The organism is Paenibacillus sp. A3M_27_13, assembly GCF_024213315.1.
GTDB classification, from domain to species: domain Bacteria; phylum Bacillota; class Bacilli; order Paenibacillales; family Paenibacillaceae; genus Paenibacillus; species Paenibacillus polymyxa_B.
Genome location: NZ_JANAVE010000005.1, coordinates 198,732 through 213,120 on the forward strand (window position 1 = coordinate 198,732; position 14,389 = coordinate 213,120).

At 46.9% G+C, this 14,389-nt stretch carries 17 protein-coding genes; 10 read left to right on the plus strand and 7 right to left on the minus strand.

What is annotated here, in order from left to right:
- Positions 1-28: 28 nt before the first annotated feature.
- Positions 29-472, plus strand: a complete 444-nt coding sequence (locus NLX82_RS18885; protein WP_023986827.1) for a carboxymuconolactone decarboxylase family protein — start codon at positions 29-31, stop codon at positions 470-472.
- An 18-nt stretch (positions 473-490) separates the two neighbouring features.
- Complete coding sequence (locus NLX82_RS18890) at positions 491-1,450, plus strand: sigma-70 family RNA polymerase sigma factor (protein WP_028541124.1); 960 nt, start codon at positions 491-493, stop codon at positions 1,448-1,450.
- A gap of 56 nt (positions 1,451-1,506) precedes the next feature.
- Here the strand turns inward: NLX82_RS18890 and NLX82_RS18895 are convergent, their stop codons facing one another.
- From NLX82_RS18895 to NLX82_RS18910, 4 genes are all read right to left on the minus strand, one after another.
- Positions 1,507-1,845 carry a DUF4870 domain-containing protein gene (locus NLX82_RS18895; protein WP_023986829.1) on the minus strand — a complete coding sequence of 113 codons (339 nt, stop codon included), beginning with the start codon at positions 1,843-1,845 and terminating at the stop codon, positions 1,507-1,509.
- 348 nt (positions 1,846-2,193) lie between these two features.
- Positions 2,194-2,475 carry a hypothetical protein gene (locus tag NLX82_RS18900; RefSeq protein WP_023986830.1) on the minus strand — a complete coding sequence of 94 codons (282 nt, stop codon included), beginning with the start codon at positions 2,473-2,475 and terminating at the stop codon, positions 2,194-2,196.
- A 31-nt stretch (positions 2,476-2,506) separates the two neighbouring features.
- Positions 2,507-3,658, minus strand: a complete 1,152-nt coding sequence (locus tag NLX82_RS18905) for an MGDG synthase family glycosyltransferase (protein ID WP_023986831.1) — start codon at positions 3,656-3,658, stop codon at positions 2,507-2,509.
- 43 nt (positions 3,659-3,701) lie between these two features.
- Entirely contained in the window at positions 3,702-4,739 is a 1,038-nt protein-coding gene (locus tag NLX82_RS18910; protein WP_071559370.1) for a serine hydrolase domain-containing protein, read from the minus strand.
- A gap of 365 nt (positions 4,740-5,104) precedes the next feature.
- Here NLX82_RS18910 and NLX82_RS18915 point away from each other — a divergent pair, with 365 nt between their 5' ends.
- Both NLX82_RS18915 and map read left to right on the plus strand, forming a co-directional pair.
- Positions 5,105-5,293: a hypothetical protein gene (locus NLX82_RS18915; RefSeq protein WP_007428354.1), complete on the plus strand. Its 189-nt coding sequence runs from the start codon at positions 5,105-5,107 to the stop codon at positions 5,291-5,293.
- A 105-nt stretch (positions 5,294-5,398) separates the two neighbouring features.
- Complete coding sequence (map, locus tag NLX82_RS18920; protein ID WP_254348753.1) at positions 5,399-6,181, plus strand: type I methionyl aminopeptidase; 783 nt, start codon at positions 5,399-5,401, stop codon at positions 6,179-6,181.
- A 66-nt stretch (positions 6,182-6,247) separates the two neighbouring features.
- Here map and NLX82_RS18925 read toward each other — a convergent pair whose 3' ends face one another.
- Positions 6,248-7,534: a hypothetical protein gene (locus tag NLX82_RS18925; protein WP_254348754.1), complete on the minus strand. Its 1,287-nt coding sequence runs from the start codon at positions 7,532-7,534 to the stop codon at positions 6,248-6,250.
- A 147-nt stretch (positions 7,535-7,681) separates the two neighbouring features.
- On the opposite strand from NLX82_RS18925, the gene NLX82_RS18930 reads away from it, so the two are divergent.
- Positions 7,682-8,194, plus strand: a complete 513-nt coding sequence (locus tag NLX82_RS18930; protein WP_254348755.1) for a GNAT family N-acetyltransferase — start codon at positions 7,682-7,684, stop codon at positions 8,192-8,194.
- Here the strand turns inward: NLX82_RS18930 and NLX82_RS18935 are convergent.
- Together NLX82_RS18935 and NLX82_RS18940 are read right to left on the minus strand one after the other, a co-directional pair.
- The gene (locus tag NLX82_RS18935) at positions 8,183-9,442 is read right to left on the minus strand and encodes a DUF438 domain-containing protein (RefSeq protein WP_028541119.1); all 1,260 of its coding nucleotides are present in this window, start codon (positions 9,440-9,442) and stop codon (positions 8,183-8,185) included. The genes NLX82_RS18930 and NLX82_RS18935 overlap by 12 nt on opposite strands.
- A 14-nt stretch (positions 9,443-9,456) precedes the next feature.
- Entirely contained in the window at positions 9,457-9,684 is a 228-nt protein-coding gene (locus NLX82_RS18940) for a DUF1858 domain-containing protein (RefSeq protein WP_160788823.1), read from the minus strand.
- Positions 9,685-9,919: 235 nt separating this feature from the next.
- Here NLX82_RS18940 and NLX82_RS18945 point away from each other — a divergent pair, with 235 nt between their 5' ends.
- Genes NLX82_RS18945 through NLX82_RS18965 form a run of 5 tightly spaced genes read left to right on the plus strand, consistent with a single transcriptional unit; the run spans position 9,920 to position 14,276 of the window.
- Entirely contained in the window at positions 9,920-10,639 is a 720-nt protein-coding gene (locus tag NLX82_RS18945; RefSeq protein ID WP_254348756.1) for a hypothetical protein, read from the plus strand.
- A 41-nt stretch (positions 10,640-10,680) separates the two neighbouring features.
- On the plus strand, positions 10,681-11,082 hold the full coding sequence (locus NLX82_RS18950; RefSeq protein WP_023986839.1) for a GntR family transcriptional regulator: 402 nt from the start codon (positions 10,681-10,683) through the stop codon (positions 11,080-11,082).
- A 41-nt stretch (positions 11,083-11,123) separates the two neighbouring features.
- Positions 11,124-12,059, plus strand: a complete 936-nt coding sequence (locus tag NLX82_RS18955; RefSeq protein WP_034095140.1) for an ATP-binding cassette domain-containing protein — start codon at positions 11,124-11,126, stop codon at positions 12,057-12,059.
- Between the two features lie 2 nt (positions 12,060-12,061).
- Complete coding sequence (locus NLX82_RS18960; RefSeq protein ID WP_023986841.1) at positions 12,062-12,964, plus strand: ABC transporter ATP-binding protein; 903 nt, start codon at positions 12,062-12,064, stop codon at positions 12,962-12,964.
- Positions 12,957-14,276 (plus strand): ABC transporter permease, encoded by a 1,320-nt coding sequence (locus NLX82_RS18965; RefSeq protein ID WP_254348757.1) that lies wholly within the window; start codon positions 12,957-12,959, stop codon positions 14,274-14,276. Before NLX82_RS18960 ends, NLX82_RS18965 begins: the two co-directional genes overlap by 8 nt.
- The last annotated feature ends 113 nt before the right edge of the window (positions 14,277-14,389 follow it).

Here is a 14,389-nt window from a genome sequence, read left to right on the forward strand (position 1 = left end):
TGTAAACCAATAATGGAGGCGATGTATCGTGAGTTTAAGATTCAATCACAGAGCAGTGAGTCCTAGTACATTCAAGGTAATGATGGAGATGGAAAAATATATTTCCGGTCGTTTTACAGACAAAGTATTGTACGAACTACTGAAAATTAGAGTATCCCAAATCAATGGATGTTCCTATTGTCTGGATATGCATGCGAAGGATTTGCTCAAGCTGGGGGATTATGCTGACCACATTTTGCAGCTAGCCTTATGGCGGGAGGTTCCTTTGTTCACGGAAAAAGAACGTGTTATGCTTGAATTAGCTGAAGCGGTCACTCGTATCTCTGAACAAGGGGTACCTACGGATTTGTACAATAGGGTCAGAGAACATTTTACAGAGGAAGAATACGTAGATTTGATAACCGCGGTTAACGTGATTAACAGTTGGAACCGGATTGCAATTGCAACGGGAATGTATCCGGGCATTCTTTAATGAACAGGGGGCTATGCTTTGTCTGGCAAAGAACACAGAATTGAACAAGAATCGGTGGATTTAAATCTGGAGGAGCTGTATCAAAGATATCGCAAATATTCTTTTGCCATTGCTTATCGCATGCTTGGAACGGTTACGGATGCCGAGGATGTAGTTCAAGACTGCTTTGTCGAGCTGAAGAATAAGCCCTTGGATGATATACACAATCCCAAAGCCTATGTAGCCAAAATGACGATGAACCGGTGTCTGAATCTGCTGAACTCTGCGCGCAAGCAAAGAGAGACATATGTAGGACAGTGGCTGCCGGAGCCGTTGGGTGAAAGCGCAGATCTCCCTGCGGATTGGTTAGAGCGTAAAGACATGATATCTTACGCTTTTCTGGTTTTGCTGGAGCAGCTAAAGCCGATAGAGCGGGCTGTTTTTGTGCTGAGGGAAGCTTTTCAATATGATTACAAAGATATTGCGGAATTGCTGGGGAAGACTGAGAGCAACTGTCGTCAGTTGTTCAGTCGCTCCCGTCGTATTCTATCTTCAGGAGAATCTGCTCTTGAGGCTCAGTCCAGTCGTAATATGAATAACTCATCCCGAATAAAACTACTAGAACGTTTTACAACCGCCTTTCTTGCCTACGATGTGACTGCTATGCTGGAACTACTGGCTGAACAACCTGTATTCGTGTCAGATGGCGGAGGTAATGTGCATACGGTGATGAGACCGATGGTTGTACGCAAAGGCGTTCTTGCCCTGTTGACTTCTCGTCGGGTATTAACCGTTTTACGAGAAAGAGATGTGTTCCACACCGTCATCAATGGCGAGGTCCAGCTGGCATTTCTGGAAGATGGAAAAGTGAGAGAAACCTTATGTCTCAGACTGACACCGGACGGGGAGCATATTCAGAGTTTTTATTTAATGGTCAACCCAGATAAGCTGGGATACATTCATATAGGACAGAAGAAGCGAACATGCGATAAAAAGTAATCATCGAAACAGCAAAAACCTTGAATCCTGCTAAGGATCAAGGTTTTTTGTTGTCTTCACAACTGCCGGGCTTGATGAAGAGCCAGATCACCTACCCAGGGAAGCTTGAGCCACTTGCCTTGTCCCGCGCGAATTAACAGGATGACCCACAATACAAGGCCTGCCAGCGTTAGCAGGGAAGCGAGCAGAGGACCGAGCAGCGGAATGAATCCAACAAGCACATGCCCGATCATGAGGGTGACAAACAGAAATATGGATTGCAGCGCGTGAAATAATACAAATCGACTTTTCTTTTCCAGCATGACAAAGGCCAGTGCGCCAATAAATGCGAACAGATAGCACAGGACAGCTGCTATATTTTCATCCAATCCCGTGGAAGACTTATAGACTGACATGTCAGGCAAATCCCCCTTTATAAGTTATCCGTACTATACAAGCTATGAGGACAGGAATTAAAGATATACCCGAAACGCCAGAAAAAGTTCAATCAGGGAATGTGTATAAAAACACGAAAAAGACTGAACGAAAAGGATTCGCTCAGTCATTCACAGGGTTATACACAGGTTTTGCACATGTTGTACGCATTTTATCCACTACACCCTACTACTTGTCCACAAAATAAGCATGGGTTATGCACAAATTGTGCACAAACTGTAGACAATATAGAGATTAAGCCTACTTTGCACACAGATTGTCCACAAAATATCAACAGATTGGTATTAACCGTGGATAAGTTGTCTTATTTAGCGATCTCCGCGTTGTAAACGACGGCGTGGATGTGTGATTTTACCCTTTTTATCCTCATCGTCCTCTTTGGGGATAAGTCGTTCATCAGTACGTCCTTCATGATGATTATCAAAGGCGTATTCGGTCATTTTCCACTCGGAAGTACCCAGAACAACATCAGCGGGAAAATGCTGACCTCTGTGCAAATGCTGCTCATGTCCATCCTCATCAATATAAACACCATCCACTTCTACCTTTTCTCCTGTTAGTGGGAGCAAATCCTTCCCTTTGTGTTCCATAGGTATCCCCTCCGTCTGACTTTATTCTTCGTTAATTTGTCCGGACGGAAGGTCTTTTATCCACAAGCTGATGCAAAATATCCTCGGCAATCTGGTCTGCGGGATGAGGTTTACGAAGCAGCTCAATCGCCTGCATCATCTCTTCGGCAAGAGAGGGGGTGGAAATCAGGTCGAGACAATGCTGAATCAGCTCCTCCGTAGTGCGAGCAATACGGGCAGCTCCTTTTTGCTGCAAATACAGAGCATTATTTAGCTCCTGACCGGGTACGGGCTTGAACACAAGAATAGGTAAACCGGATGCAATGCTTTCCGAGAGTGTGATGCCGCCGGGCTTCGTAATCACCAGATTGCTCGCACGCATAAGTGCTGGGACAAAGTCCACGAATCCATAGGTGTAAATGTTTGGGTGGTCTGCATACAGCGCATCCACTTCTGCTTTCAGTTGCTGGTTACGTCCGCAGACGATCAGTAGCCGCAACTGAGGAAGCTGGCTTAATTGCCGACAGATATCCAGTATGCCGGATAGCACACCATAGGCGCCAGCCATAATGAGTAGCGTAGTAGTCTCAGACTGTAGTGATGGAATTACCTGTTCCTGAACAGGAATTTCGTCGGCAGACATGTTATAAAAAGAAGCGTGAATCGGAATACCCGTAGCGATAATGCGTTCGATAGGTATTCCCCGCTGGGCGGCTTCCTGCTGAATATCCTCAGTGGCTACATAGTAGCGGTCAATATCGGGATGCAGCCAGCGCCCATGCAGATCGAAATCTGTAACCACGTTGACAATAGGCAAATTCATTCCCATTTTGCGGCGTAACGCCGGGAGCGCGAGCTGCGGGAACGTATGTATCACGAGATCCGGCAACTCCTTTTTCAGAGTGATCGTAAGTTGACGCATTCCGAATGAATGCAATACATGGCCGAAGGCCGATTTAGCCTGCATACCGCGCGTGATGTTATAGACCCAGCCGTAAAGCTGAGGAATGGTTTTGAAGCTTTGCATATATACAAATTTGGTCAGACCGTTCAACCAGGGATGAGATTCAGCCATCAGGTCGAGAAGTTGTACCTCGCAGCGTCCGAGTCTTCGCAAACTGTCCATAATTGCCCGAGCGGCCTGCACATGGCCTTCCCCGTAACTGGCGTATAATATTAGAATTTTTGGTGCTGAGACTTCCATGATTGTTTAGCCCCCTATATTCAATAAGCACATGAAGCTCATATCAGGAACGTTCTAAGTTGAGGGAGGATACGGCTGGCAAAACGTAGCGCTCCAGCAGTGTTCGCGGATTTTTCCAACGGCTCACCTTGCTGTCTGCTGTAAATACCACGACTGCGTTCGCTTCTGGCACAAGATAAATTTGCTGTCCTCCATGTCCGTGCGCACACGCGTAGTTGATGCCGTGGAGTCGTCCTGTCCACCATTGGAATCCGTAATCTCCGAATTCTGGATAGCCTTCAACCTGTCGCTGTGTCGCCTGATGCAGCCAATCGGCCGGAATCAATTCTTTTCCGTTCCAGCTGCCTTGATGAAGGCAGCAATCGCCGAATTTAGCCATGTCACGCGATGTCAGATATAGCCCGATGTGTCCCATGGTGTAGCCCTCTGGATCTTGTGCCCAACCACTTCTTCCAAAACCTAAGGGTTCGAACAGATGCTGGAGAGCGTACGTATAGGCGTCAATCCCACAGCATTGGGTCAGCAGCACGGACAACAGGTGAGAATCAACACTACGATATTGGAATACACCGAGTTGGTCCTCCTGTACAGGTAAACGCAGGGCAAAGGACGGCCAGCTTTTGCTGCGATGAAAACGGTGGATAAAAGCTTCTCCGAGCTTTTTGCCCGTCTGCCAATACAAGCCGGATGTCATGGTCAACAGATGGCGAATCGTAATCTGCTCTAGCAGTGTTTCCTTCCGCCTAGGTAAATACTCAGACAACAGCTTATGCACAGCCGTCTCTGGCCCGGGCATATCACCGCGAGCCATAGCTATGCCGATGAGCGTGGAAGTGAAGCTTTTGGTTGCGGATCGCAAATCGTTCAGAGAGCTTACTTCATGCCCATTATAATAGCGTTCCCAGATCAGTTTGCCGTGGCGCAGCAGCAGGAAGCTGTGCATTTTAGGAAACTTGGCTTGGATTTCACGGTCTGCCTGATCAAGTAGGGAGACATTGATGCCCTCCTCTTCACAAGTTCCTATGTTCAGGGCAGACATACGGGCAACAGGTGCAGTGAACAGCGGAGCATAGCGGCGCATCCTTTTCCCTCCTTGTTATGTTTATTTATTTTACCCCAAACACATACACTCCAAAAACCGATAAATAAGGTATACCTCCTGTGCAACAGCTGATTGAGTACCCCAAATGACATGATGCGTAAAAGATAGGTAAAATCAATGTAAATTTACTGGAAAGCTGAAAGCTGTATCTGAATATGTTATAATGGGGTAGTGATTCAGCCAAAAGAAAATCGGTTAATAATAGTGTCAGGTACATGCCTTGTATAAGGTGTTCCCGACCTAAGCTGCAATTAGACATACTACTTCACTGCATAAGGACATCAATACTTTTCGGCATTCTCTTCAACGGAGCACTTATTTTCAACGTTTTGGGAGGGAGTTACATGGCAACGAAAGGTCACAATGAAGTTAAGGAAAGTCTGCGGGAAATGACTCGAATTTTCCGGCCTAAGGATCCCAAAAAATTTGTAAAGGAATATGTGCGAAAATACCGGATTACAGGAGGGTATGAGGAAGAGTTGACCATGGTGGTGGAAAACGAACTCGGTCGCATAAATTCTTCAGTATCTTAAAGGGTTCGATTACCCGAAAAACTAGAAATACGACTTTTATAAACCGTCTATCCACAGAGGAGACGGTTTTTTTGTGTCCGCCGTGCATACAATGGGATAGGTTTAGTGAATTTGTATGCTCAAAGGAGGCGGATTCCAATAGAGATAGCGATACGAACACCGGAGGAAATCGGCTACATGAGGGAGGCCGGACGTATTTTGGCAGATTGCCATCGTGCGCTGGAAAGTCGTATTCTTCCGGGAATTACAACGCTTGAAATCGATGCTTGGGTGGAGCAGTTTTTAAGCAAGCGTGGAGCCACGCCTGAACAAAAGGGCTATAAAGGTTTCCCTTATGCCACCTGTGCTTCGGTCAACGAGGTGGTATGTCACGGTTTTCCCTCGGAGCGGGTGCTTCATGATGGGGATATTGTGACCATCGACATTGTGGTTAACAAAGATGGTTGGCTGGCTGACCGAGGATGGACTTATGCGGTAGGTAACATTAGCCGCCCGGTAGCACGACTGTTGCGGCAGACCCATAAGGCATTGGTACGGGGTATCGAGGTTGCCCGCCCGGGGAGGACGTTGGGGGATATCGGGCATGCTGTGGAAAAAACGGCAGGCTGGCGGCGGTTCGGCAACGTCAAGCCTCTGATCGGGCATGGCATTGGCCGCCAAATGCATGAGCCGCTAGAGGTTCTGCACTACGGTCGTCCCAAAACGGGATTACCACTGCGCGAAGGGATGGTGATTACCATTGAGCCGGTATTTACCCTCGGAACCGAGGGGGCCGTGCTCTGGGGGGACGATGGCTGGACCATCAGCACAGCAGATGGCAGTTGGGGGGCTCAATACGAGCACACGATTGCGATTACAAAGAACGGTCCTTATATTTTGACCTCATAAAAGAGAGTTGTGCCATAGGGAGTCAATGTGCGGGGCGTTTGCATAAGGCTCTCTAGGTAAGTTTTTTCAGGGTGACACATTCATCGTGGTTGTAGAGATTTTTCGGTAAAGCAACAGATAAATTCCCAGCTCGACAGGGGAGGAAACAGCCATCACAATTCCCGCCACTTTGCCGTCCAGTCCTGGAAAAAAGCAGATACACAGAATAAGCGCGAGAATCGCAAAGCTTACAGAAAACAGCCTGCCGATAAAGATAGGTTTGGTATTACCGATTAATATTGACCTTCCAATAAAATATTCCACCCAAGGATAAAATGCGACATAGACAGCCAGTATGCGAAGCAATCCTCTGGTTTCTAGCAACAATTCTCCTTCCAATCCCAATACATTCCGTAACACAGGATCGCCAGCAAATCCGAAGGAGAGTAACAGTAGTAGCAGCGGCGACAGGATAGACAAAAAGCTCAAAAATATCAGCACTTCCCTGCGCTTGGACGTATAAAATTGAATCACAATTTGATGCAAAGAGCTGCAAAACCAGACCAATAGATTTAGGATTTGCAGTCCTACAGAAAAGGATGCCACGGCCAAAAGTGGATCAGTTGTATTGTTCAGCGCAGCTTGGATGGAAGGATTCAGGATAACCAGCACCAGCGCCGAATATAGCAAAGGAAGATAAAAAGGTAGGAGATGCTTCGCGTGATGGATGGTTTGCTCCGCGTTGTCAGGAGGCAGCTTTCTTTTGAGAACCCGGCCTTCTAAAAAAGTAACGACCAGCTCTATGAGAATACCTGCAATAAAAATGGCGGCACCGACTCGTCCGTCATTCGTCCAGCCAGCACGGATCAAAAACCAGGAAGCAATTAGCATCACGATAATACGTATGGACGAGCTGAATGTCATCCATGCCGTTCGGTGCTTGTTAATAATAAGTCCCTGATATATGTTACGGACAGCTACCAATATGTATAGTAAAGTAAGAACCTGAAATACGTTCTTGGTGGGTTCGATCAATACTGGGGACACACCAAATACATATTGAAAGACCAGATTGCCTACGGGCGTCAACCCGATGCTCCAGCCTATGATCAATACAGCCACAGCGACGAACGTACATAAAATACCGATAGAATGAACGGACTTGCGATCATAACCGAATTTCGTGGTCATTTGCCGTACAGCGGTTAACGGAGTTTCCAACAGTAGGCACAGGCTGACGGCGACCGCATAGCTGCTTAATGTAAACGAAGGATGTTCCGAACGAGCAAGCACAGCATTGACGATGACATGCGTTAGTGCAGCAATTAATGACGAAATGCCAAGCGGCACATAAAATGAAACAATTTTATTCAAGTCGAATCCTCCAGTAATGAACGAGTAGTGTAGTGAACGGTTATCCTATCCAACTTCACTAAACAATGAATATTCTTATTATAGATCAAGATTTGGATCGTCGATATAATAGAGTGCATAATATTGGAAACTAGGAGTGGAACTCACATGAACATCAGGGAAGCAACGATATCAGATGCCGAGGGCATCGCCAAGGTGCACGTAGATTGCTGGAGGACGACGTACAAAGATATAATGCCTGCCCAGGTTCTGGAACAGCTTTCCTATGAGCAAAGAACAGAACTGTGGAATGCGAATCTATCCAGTGAAGACGGTCATCGGGTATATGTTGCTGAAAATGAAAAGGGGGAAATCATCGGATTTGTGAGTGGGGGTCCGGAAAAGTCAGGTGAATATCCCCCGTATGGGGGAGAAATAACGGCTATTTACGTTTTGAGTGAATACCATAGTTTAGGCTTGGGGAAGAGATTATTTTTACGTCTGCTTCAACATTTTAATAGTATGGATATTCACTCTGTAATCGTATGGGTGCTAGCAGATAATCCAGCATGTACTTTTTATGAAGAGCTGGGGGCCAAGCTTATAGTAGAACAACATATTATAAATATGAGTGGCAAAAACCTGAACATGTTGGCTTACGGTTGGACACTATTCGGATAGAATACGCTTTTGTCCTTCCAAGGCACGAATTGGTGCGATATTTTGCGTAAATTCCAACGTTCCCAGATAGTGGCCCTCAGCATCACGGATGGCAAAATAACGGATGTAGACAAATTTGTCCTTGATTGGAATCCAAAAATCTTCAACATCCTTGCGGCCTGCTTTAAAATCTTCCAGTAGCTTCTCAACGACATGCACGCTTTGGGGCGGATGGCAATTCTGTACGGTACGACCAATGACGGCTTTCGTGCGCGCGAAGATTCGTTCCTTACCATGGGAAAAATAGCGAACAACATCATTTTCATCGATAAAAGTCAGGTCAACGGGTAGATGATTCAACAGCAATTCCAATTGTTGTACGGATATAATCCCCGTCTCGAATCTCACGAAGCCTTGCGGTGTTCCGGATGTGCCTTCCGTTTGCTCAAGGGCTTCTGCAGGTTCCTCTGCCCGTTCGGGTATCCATTCACGTTCGGGAGCGGTCAGGCAGAACCCGATTTCCTCGCTTTCCCGGGCTATTTTCAGCCACTCATCCTCTGTCAGCTTACTGAGTGCCATCGGTAGCAAAATATTTTCTTCCTTGAATATCATTTCATTCACTTCGCTCATGATATGGGCAAGTGCCTTCCCAATCTGTTCACGATCTCCGTTATATTCGGTGAGCAGACTCTTTGCCTCCTTAATCGCAGCACGAATGCTGTCGTCCACACCCCACATAACTTTAGTTGGACCAAAAATCCCATAGCGTTCTAGATAAGGAAAGACCAGATTTTCTTTGCGGCTATAGTGCTTGTCGAGATCGAGCAGCAGACTTAAATCTTCCAGTAGCTTGTAGATGATTTTGGGGCTGTCGTCCTTTTGAAATTGGTCCGCGTGCAATGACAACTTGAAGTTGACCAATTGTTCGATCTCCCGATTTTCCAGCTTGAAGGTATGAACGGGATGTCCCGGTTGTTCCTCTGGTCCTGAAGGACGGTGGATATCCTCAATGGAACCCTTGAATATCGATGTATGCACGGAACAAAGACGCTGCACTTCCGATACGGGAATTCCTTCCTCAGTCATCAATGCATGCTCCATAGCCGAAATTTCGGCTACGCTTACTCCGCCAACAGCCTCTGCGAAACGCGCTTTGACTTCCTCCACGCTTTTCCCGGCATGTAATTCTTTTATAATTTCCTTTAGCGTTTGTTGGCGTTCCGTTAATTCCTGTGCTGTATGTTCACGGTTGTTAATTAGCTCGCTCATGATCGTTAGCTCCTTTATTTTTGAATGGTAAAACCATGTTGCAAAAACGTGCGTTCCACGGTTTCCATAGCTACTTTTTTTAATGCAATACCTTTGGACAGTGTCATAAAACGACCTGCGGTTTGTAACATGCCAGGCTTGGCGATATCGTGAAAACCCAACTCTACCATAATGTCCTTCACTTCGGGATAACGGCTAACAAGGTTAAATATAGGCTCATCCCAGTGCAGTAGCTTATCCATTTGTTCATCCCCTTGATTGAGAACGTTTATCATTTACAGAGTAGCATAGGTCCTGGCGAGCTTTTGTGATTGTACGCACAATTTACATTCAGGTGTTGACAGTTGTAATTCATGGTTTATATACTGTGTATAAGGATATATACAGTAATAACACTGATTACTGTAATAACTACTTCGTATGAAGAGAGAATGAGGTCGTCATTACAGGCAGTGCAGAAGGGATCAGGATAAGAAAATGACAATCATCAAACAGGCATGGAAGATTACCCGGCACGATTTTCGCAACAATCCATATGTCATGCTGTGGACATTGCTGTTTATTGCGTATTTGGGATTTACCATGAGTTTTGCTGTAAGTGTGCATTGGGATGAGCGTGGAAACTTGAGTCCAGTAGCCGATTTTATCATGCTGGTGTTGATTCCGTTTCTCGGATTCATTTATAACCGTCGTGCATTTAAATATCTTCAGGAAGATTCCTATACGCATATGCTAGCCTTTTTCCGCACCTTGCCTATACCGATGAATGCGGTGATTATGAGTCGAATTCAACAGGCGCTTTTGGCGTTTGTTATGAATAGTGTAATATTTTTCACTCTCTTTTTTACGTTGTCAGCTACGTTTCGGGTATATGCGAGTACAGGTTTCTTTGTATCGTTTGCACTTACCTGGATAGGCTACGGAATGCTGATTCAAGCCATTTATATTCATTTAGAATTTCTTAAAAAAGGAAAATCCTACTTTTGGATATCCATTGTCATCATGCTTATTTGTGGGATAGTTACGATTATAGTTCAAGTATGTGGGGCCAATCTGGTATCGATAACGGCATTTTATAGCAAGGAATGGCAGCTGTTGTCTCCGGTAATGTGGGGAGCGCTGCTGGCAGGAGTTCTGGGTATGTGCGTGTCCTATAGGGTGACACAGCGTAGGCTTATGAAACGGGACTTAACTTAGCGGTATGTGTACAAAGATAGATAAAAAGGGGGGAGAAGCAGGTGAATATACCAGTGCAAATTGATGAGAATAGCGCGGAACCACTGTATGCGCAGATTGAAAAGCAACTTCGTTCACTCATCGTAACCGGACAGATTGCAGCGGGAACGCTGCTTCCCTCCATTCGGGAGTTTGCAGGGACGCTCCGCTGCAGCGTCATCACCGTCCGGCGGGTCTATCAGGATTTGGAGAACGAGGGCTTGCTTCGTACCCGGCAGGGGACGGGCACCTTCGTAGCTCTGGTTGAGGACGATAAGCGCTCAGGTTACCGCCTTAAAGCAGTGACTGAGGCGTTGGAAACGGCGATTGACACAGGCATCGCTGTGCAGATGACAGAACAGGAATTGTGGGAGCTTTTCGCAGAAATGGTGAAGAGAAGGTATGAAGTCCAAGTGAAGGAGTGAGGCCCGTGAAGAACGATGTAAATCATCATGTGGAAGTTCCTATGGGGATACAGATAAAAACACCCATTATTGAGATGAGCGAGGTCTATAAAACCCGGGGTAACCGGGAAATTGGACCGATTAATCTAACCATTGAACCGGGATATGTAGTCGCTTTGGCTGGACATAACGGATCGGGCAAAAGTACATTGATTCACCTGCTGACTCAGCTTATCCACCCGGATTCCGGTGAAATCCGTTGGTTCGGTCAAGCGTATCCAGACGGCATGCCAGCAGATACACGACAATGGGTTGGGTATGTGTCAGAGCAGCCAACCCGTGAGGAAGATCGACTCACAGCAGAAGCAGCAGCGGCTTTTCGAGCCTTGTGGTATCCCGGCTGGGATGAAACACGTTTTCAGCGTCTGATGGAACGATTTCAGGTTCCTCAGCATACGAAATTATCGCGTATGTCCAAGGGAGAGCGCCGTAAGTTTGAGCTGGCTGCAGCCTTGGCGCCTCACCCCCGTTTGTTGCTGCTGGATGAGCCTTCGTCGGGTTTAGACCCTTTTGCCTGGAAAATCATGCTGGAAGAACTGCGGGATTGTATGGAGAACGGCAAAACGACGGTCATTATTGCTACTCATATTATAGACGAGATTAAGCGTTTGGCGGATTATATTGTTCTGATGCATGATGGCAGGCTGCTCGGCAAGCTGGAAAAAGACCATTTGCTCGAAAATAGCAAGGAAATGTGGTTTGAAGGCACGCCAGAGGAGGCATCGGAGCTTCCGGGAGTGGTAGAGACGGAGAGCGAAGGCGGATTGCAACGAATTGTAACGTTGGCAGCCGGAGAGACCAGCGCCATATTGGAACAAGCGGGCATACGCCCCATCCGTGTGCGGCGTTTGGAACTGGATGATATTTTAGTACATTGGTCTGCGGGACAACTATCAGAAGATGCGGAGATATATACGCAGAAAAAAGGAGCGGAGTAATCATGAGCATGCTGCAATTGAAAGAGGTCGTGAAGCAATATGGGAACCACACGGCGGTGAACGGAATTTCGCTGAATGTGAACGGCGGGGAGATTTACGGACTACTGGGAGGCAATGGAGCAGGCAAAACGACAACGATGCGCATGGTGCTCGGCCTGATTTACCCTGATGGAGGAAACATTCAATATGAGGGCAAGCCCTACAGCAAGGAGCTCCAACGGACGATGGGTTATTTGCCTGAGGAGCGAGGGTTGTACCCCAAGGTGAAGGTGAGCGAGCAAATTAACTATTTGGGCAGGCTGCGCGGCATGTCGGCCAAGGAGGCGGACAAAAGTCTACGCTACTGGCTGGAGCGCTTTGGGGTGCCGGAATATTACGACAAGCGGATTGAGGAGCTATCCAAGGGGAATCAGCAGAAAATGGGTTTTATTGCTGCTGTAGTGCATCGCCCGACGCTGCTTATTTTGGATGAGGCCTTCAGTGGGCTTGATCCGGTGAACGTTGAATTGCTTAAGGATACGGTGAAAGAGCTGCGGGATGATGGGGCTGCGATTTTATTCTCGACCCACCGCATGGAGCATGTGGAGGAACTATGCCGCCATATTACGATTTTGCATCGCTCAAATACAGTTGTGCAGGGAAGTGTGCAGGAGATTAAGGGCCGTTACCCACGTGAAAAAGTTCGTCTCATTACTACAGGTGAAGTGAACGGACTGGAGCAGCTGCCCGGCGTGCGCCGTGCAGAGCCTATGGATCGCGGCTGGATGCTGCATATTGAGCAGCCGGATGCGGCGAAGTTGATTTTACAAACGGCGTTGGAGCAAACGGATGTGGAGCATTTTGAGATCAAGGAACCTACGCTGAACGAGATTTTCATAAGAGAGGTGGGTGATTCCCATGAATAGACTGGGTACGGTGATCGGTTTTACGTTTCGTCAGAAGGCGAGAACCAAATCTTTTATCATTACAACGCTGGTACTGGCCTTGCTCATTACAATTGGTATGAATCTGCCGTATATGATTTCTTTGTTTAAAGGAGATGGGGCAGGAGGTTCGGGCACAACGGCAGCCGAGCATCATCGCTTGGGACTGATTGCTGGGAGCCGGATAGAAGTGGCGAATCAGCTGGAGCAATTTACAAAGAAGCAATCCAACCCGGCAGCCATCTGGGTGCGTTATGACAACGTACAAACGCCGGCCATGCAGCAAGCCTTGAAAAACGGGGAGCTGCAAGGTTACGTGCAGTTCACGGAGCCTGCCACTAAGGGGGACACGTTTCCTAAAGTGGAGTACGTCTCTGTAGAAAAAGAGCCATCTCCTGCTGTAATTACTTTGTTGCAGACGGGACTTCAGGAAGCTAAGGTCAAAGCCATTATGGGCGGCAATGCATTGACCAGCGATCAAATTCGTGAAATTAGCACACCTGTAATGGTGGATAGCAGGGAAGTAGACAGTCCATCTGAGGCAGGAGGAGCTGTGGGGACAGAGGAAAAAGAAACCTCTATGATTAACTATGGTTTGGTCTATGTACTGATGATTTTATTCTTCACCTCCTCCATGATGACGGGAAATATGATTGCTGCAGAGGTGACATCGGAAAAAAGCTCACGTATCATGGAGATTCTTATCACAAGCGTTTCACCGCTGACCCAGATGTTCGGAAAAATTATCGGCATCTTCCTGGTCGGCCTGCTGCAAATTGCTGTTTTTGCAGCCGTTGTATGTGCCAACCTTATGCTGCCGCATAATAATGTCATTCTTAGCTCAGCCGGGCTGGATCTGTCGCAACTGAATATCGCGGTGTTGGGCTATGGTCTGGTATTCTACATCCTCGGCTACTTTCTGTACGCAGTATTGTTCGCTGCGGTGGGCTCCATCGTTAGCCGTACCGAGGAGTTGGGACAGGCGATCATGCCGATTACCGTGCTGTCACTAGCAGCCTTTTATATCGGTATCTTCAATATCGCCGCACCTGATACGATTTTCGTTAAGGTGGCCGGGTACATCCCATTTTTCTCGCCGACTGTCATGCTGCTGCGGATTGGTCTGGAGCGGGCGAGCCTGCTGGAAATCTGGCTGTCCCTTGGTATTCTGGTCGCCTCCATTTTGTTGTTCGGTTGGCTGGCTGCCAAGATCTACCGTACGGGTGTCTTAATGTATGGTAAACGTCCTTCATTCAAAGAGTTAAGAAAAGCTATGAAGGCTTACAAGATTTAAGAAGCTGTTGTCGATGTGTGATGTGTGGTGTCATAATTAATGAGAATTTTTTTTCATAATTAGTGAGAAATGAATATTTATGCATCAGTAAACAGTGATTGGACTAGTTTTTA

Coding starts and splice junctions, on each gene's coding strand:
- NLX82_RS18955 (WP_034095140.1), top strand. CDS start 11,124: ATGGGGATACAGATAAAAACACCCATTATTGAGATGAGCGAGGTCTAT.
- NLX82_RS18915 (WP_007428354.1), top strand. CDS start 5,105: ATGGCAACGAAAGGTCACAATGAAGTTAAGGAAAGTCTGCGGGAAATG.
- NLX82_RS18965 (WP_254348757.1), top strand. CDS start 12,957: ATGAATAGACTGGGTACGGTGATCGGTTTTACGTTTCGTCAGAAGGCG.
- NLX82_RS18945 (WP_254348756.1), top strand. CDS start 9,920: ATGACAATCATCAAACAGGCATGGAAGATTACCCGGCACGATTTTCGC.
- NLX82_RS18905 (WP_023986831.1), bottom strand. CDS start 3,658: ATGGAAGTCTCAGCACCAAAAATTCTAATATTATACGCCAGTTACGGG.
- NLX82_RS18895 (WP_023986829.1), bottom strand. CDS start 1,845: ATGTCAGTCTATAAGTCTTCCACGGGATTGGATGAAAATATAGCAGCT.
- NLX82_RS18935 (WP_028541119.1), bottom strand. CDS start 9,442: ATGAGCGAGCTAATTAACAACCGTGAACATACAGCACAGGAATTAACG.
- NLX82_RS18960 (WP_023986841.1), top strand. CDS start 12,062: ATGAGCATGCTGCAATTGAAAGAGGTCGTGAAGCAATATGGGAACCAC.
- NLX82_RS18900 (WP_023986830.1), bottom strand. CDS start 2,475: ATGGAACACAAAGGGAAGGATTTGCTCCCACTAACAGGAGAAAAGGTA.
- NLX82_RS18940 (WP_160788823.1), bottom strand. CDS start 9,684: ATGGATAAGCTACTGCACTGGGATGAGCCTATATTTAACCTTGTTAGC.
- NLX82_RS18930 (WP_254348755.1), top strand. CDS start 7,682: ATGAACATCAGGGAAGCAACGATATCAGATGCCGAGGGCATCGCCAAG.
- NLX82_RS18910 (WP_071559370.1), bottom strand. CDS start 4,739: ATGCGCCGCTATGCTCCGCTGTTCACTGCACCTGTTGCCCGTATGTCT.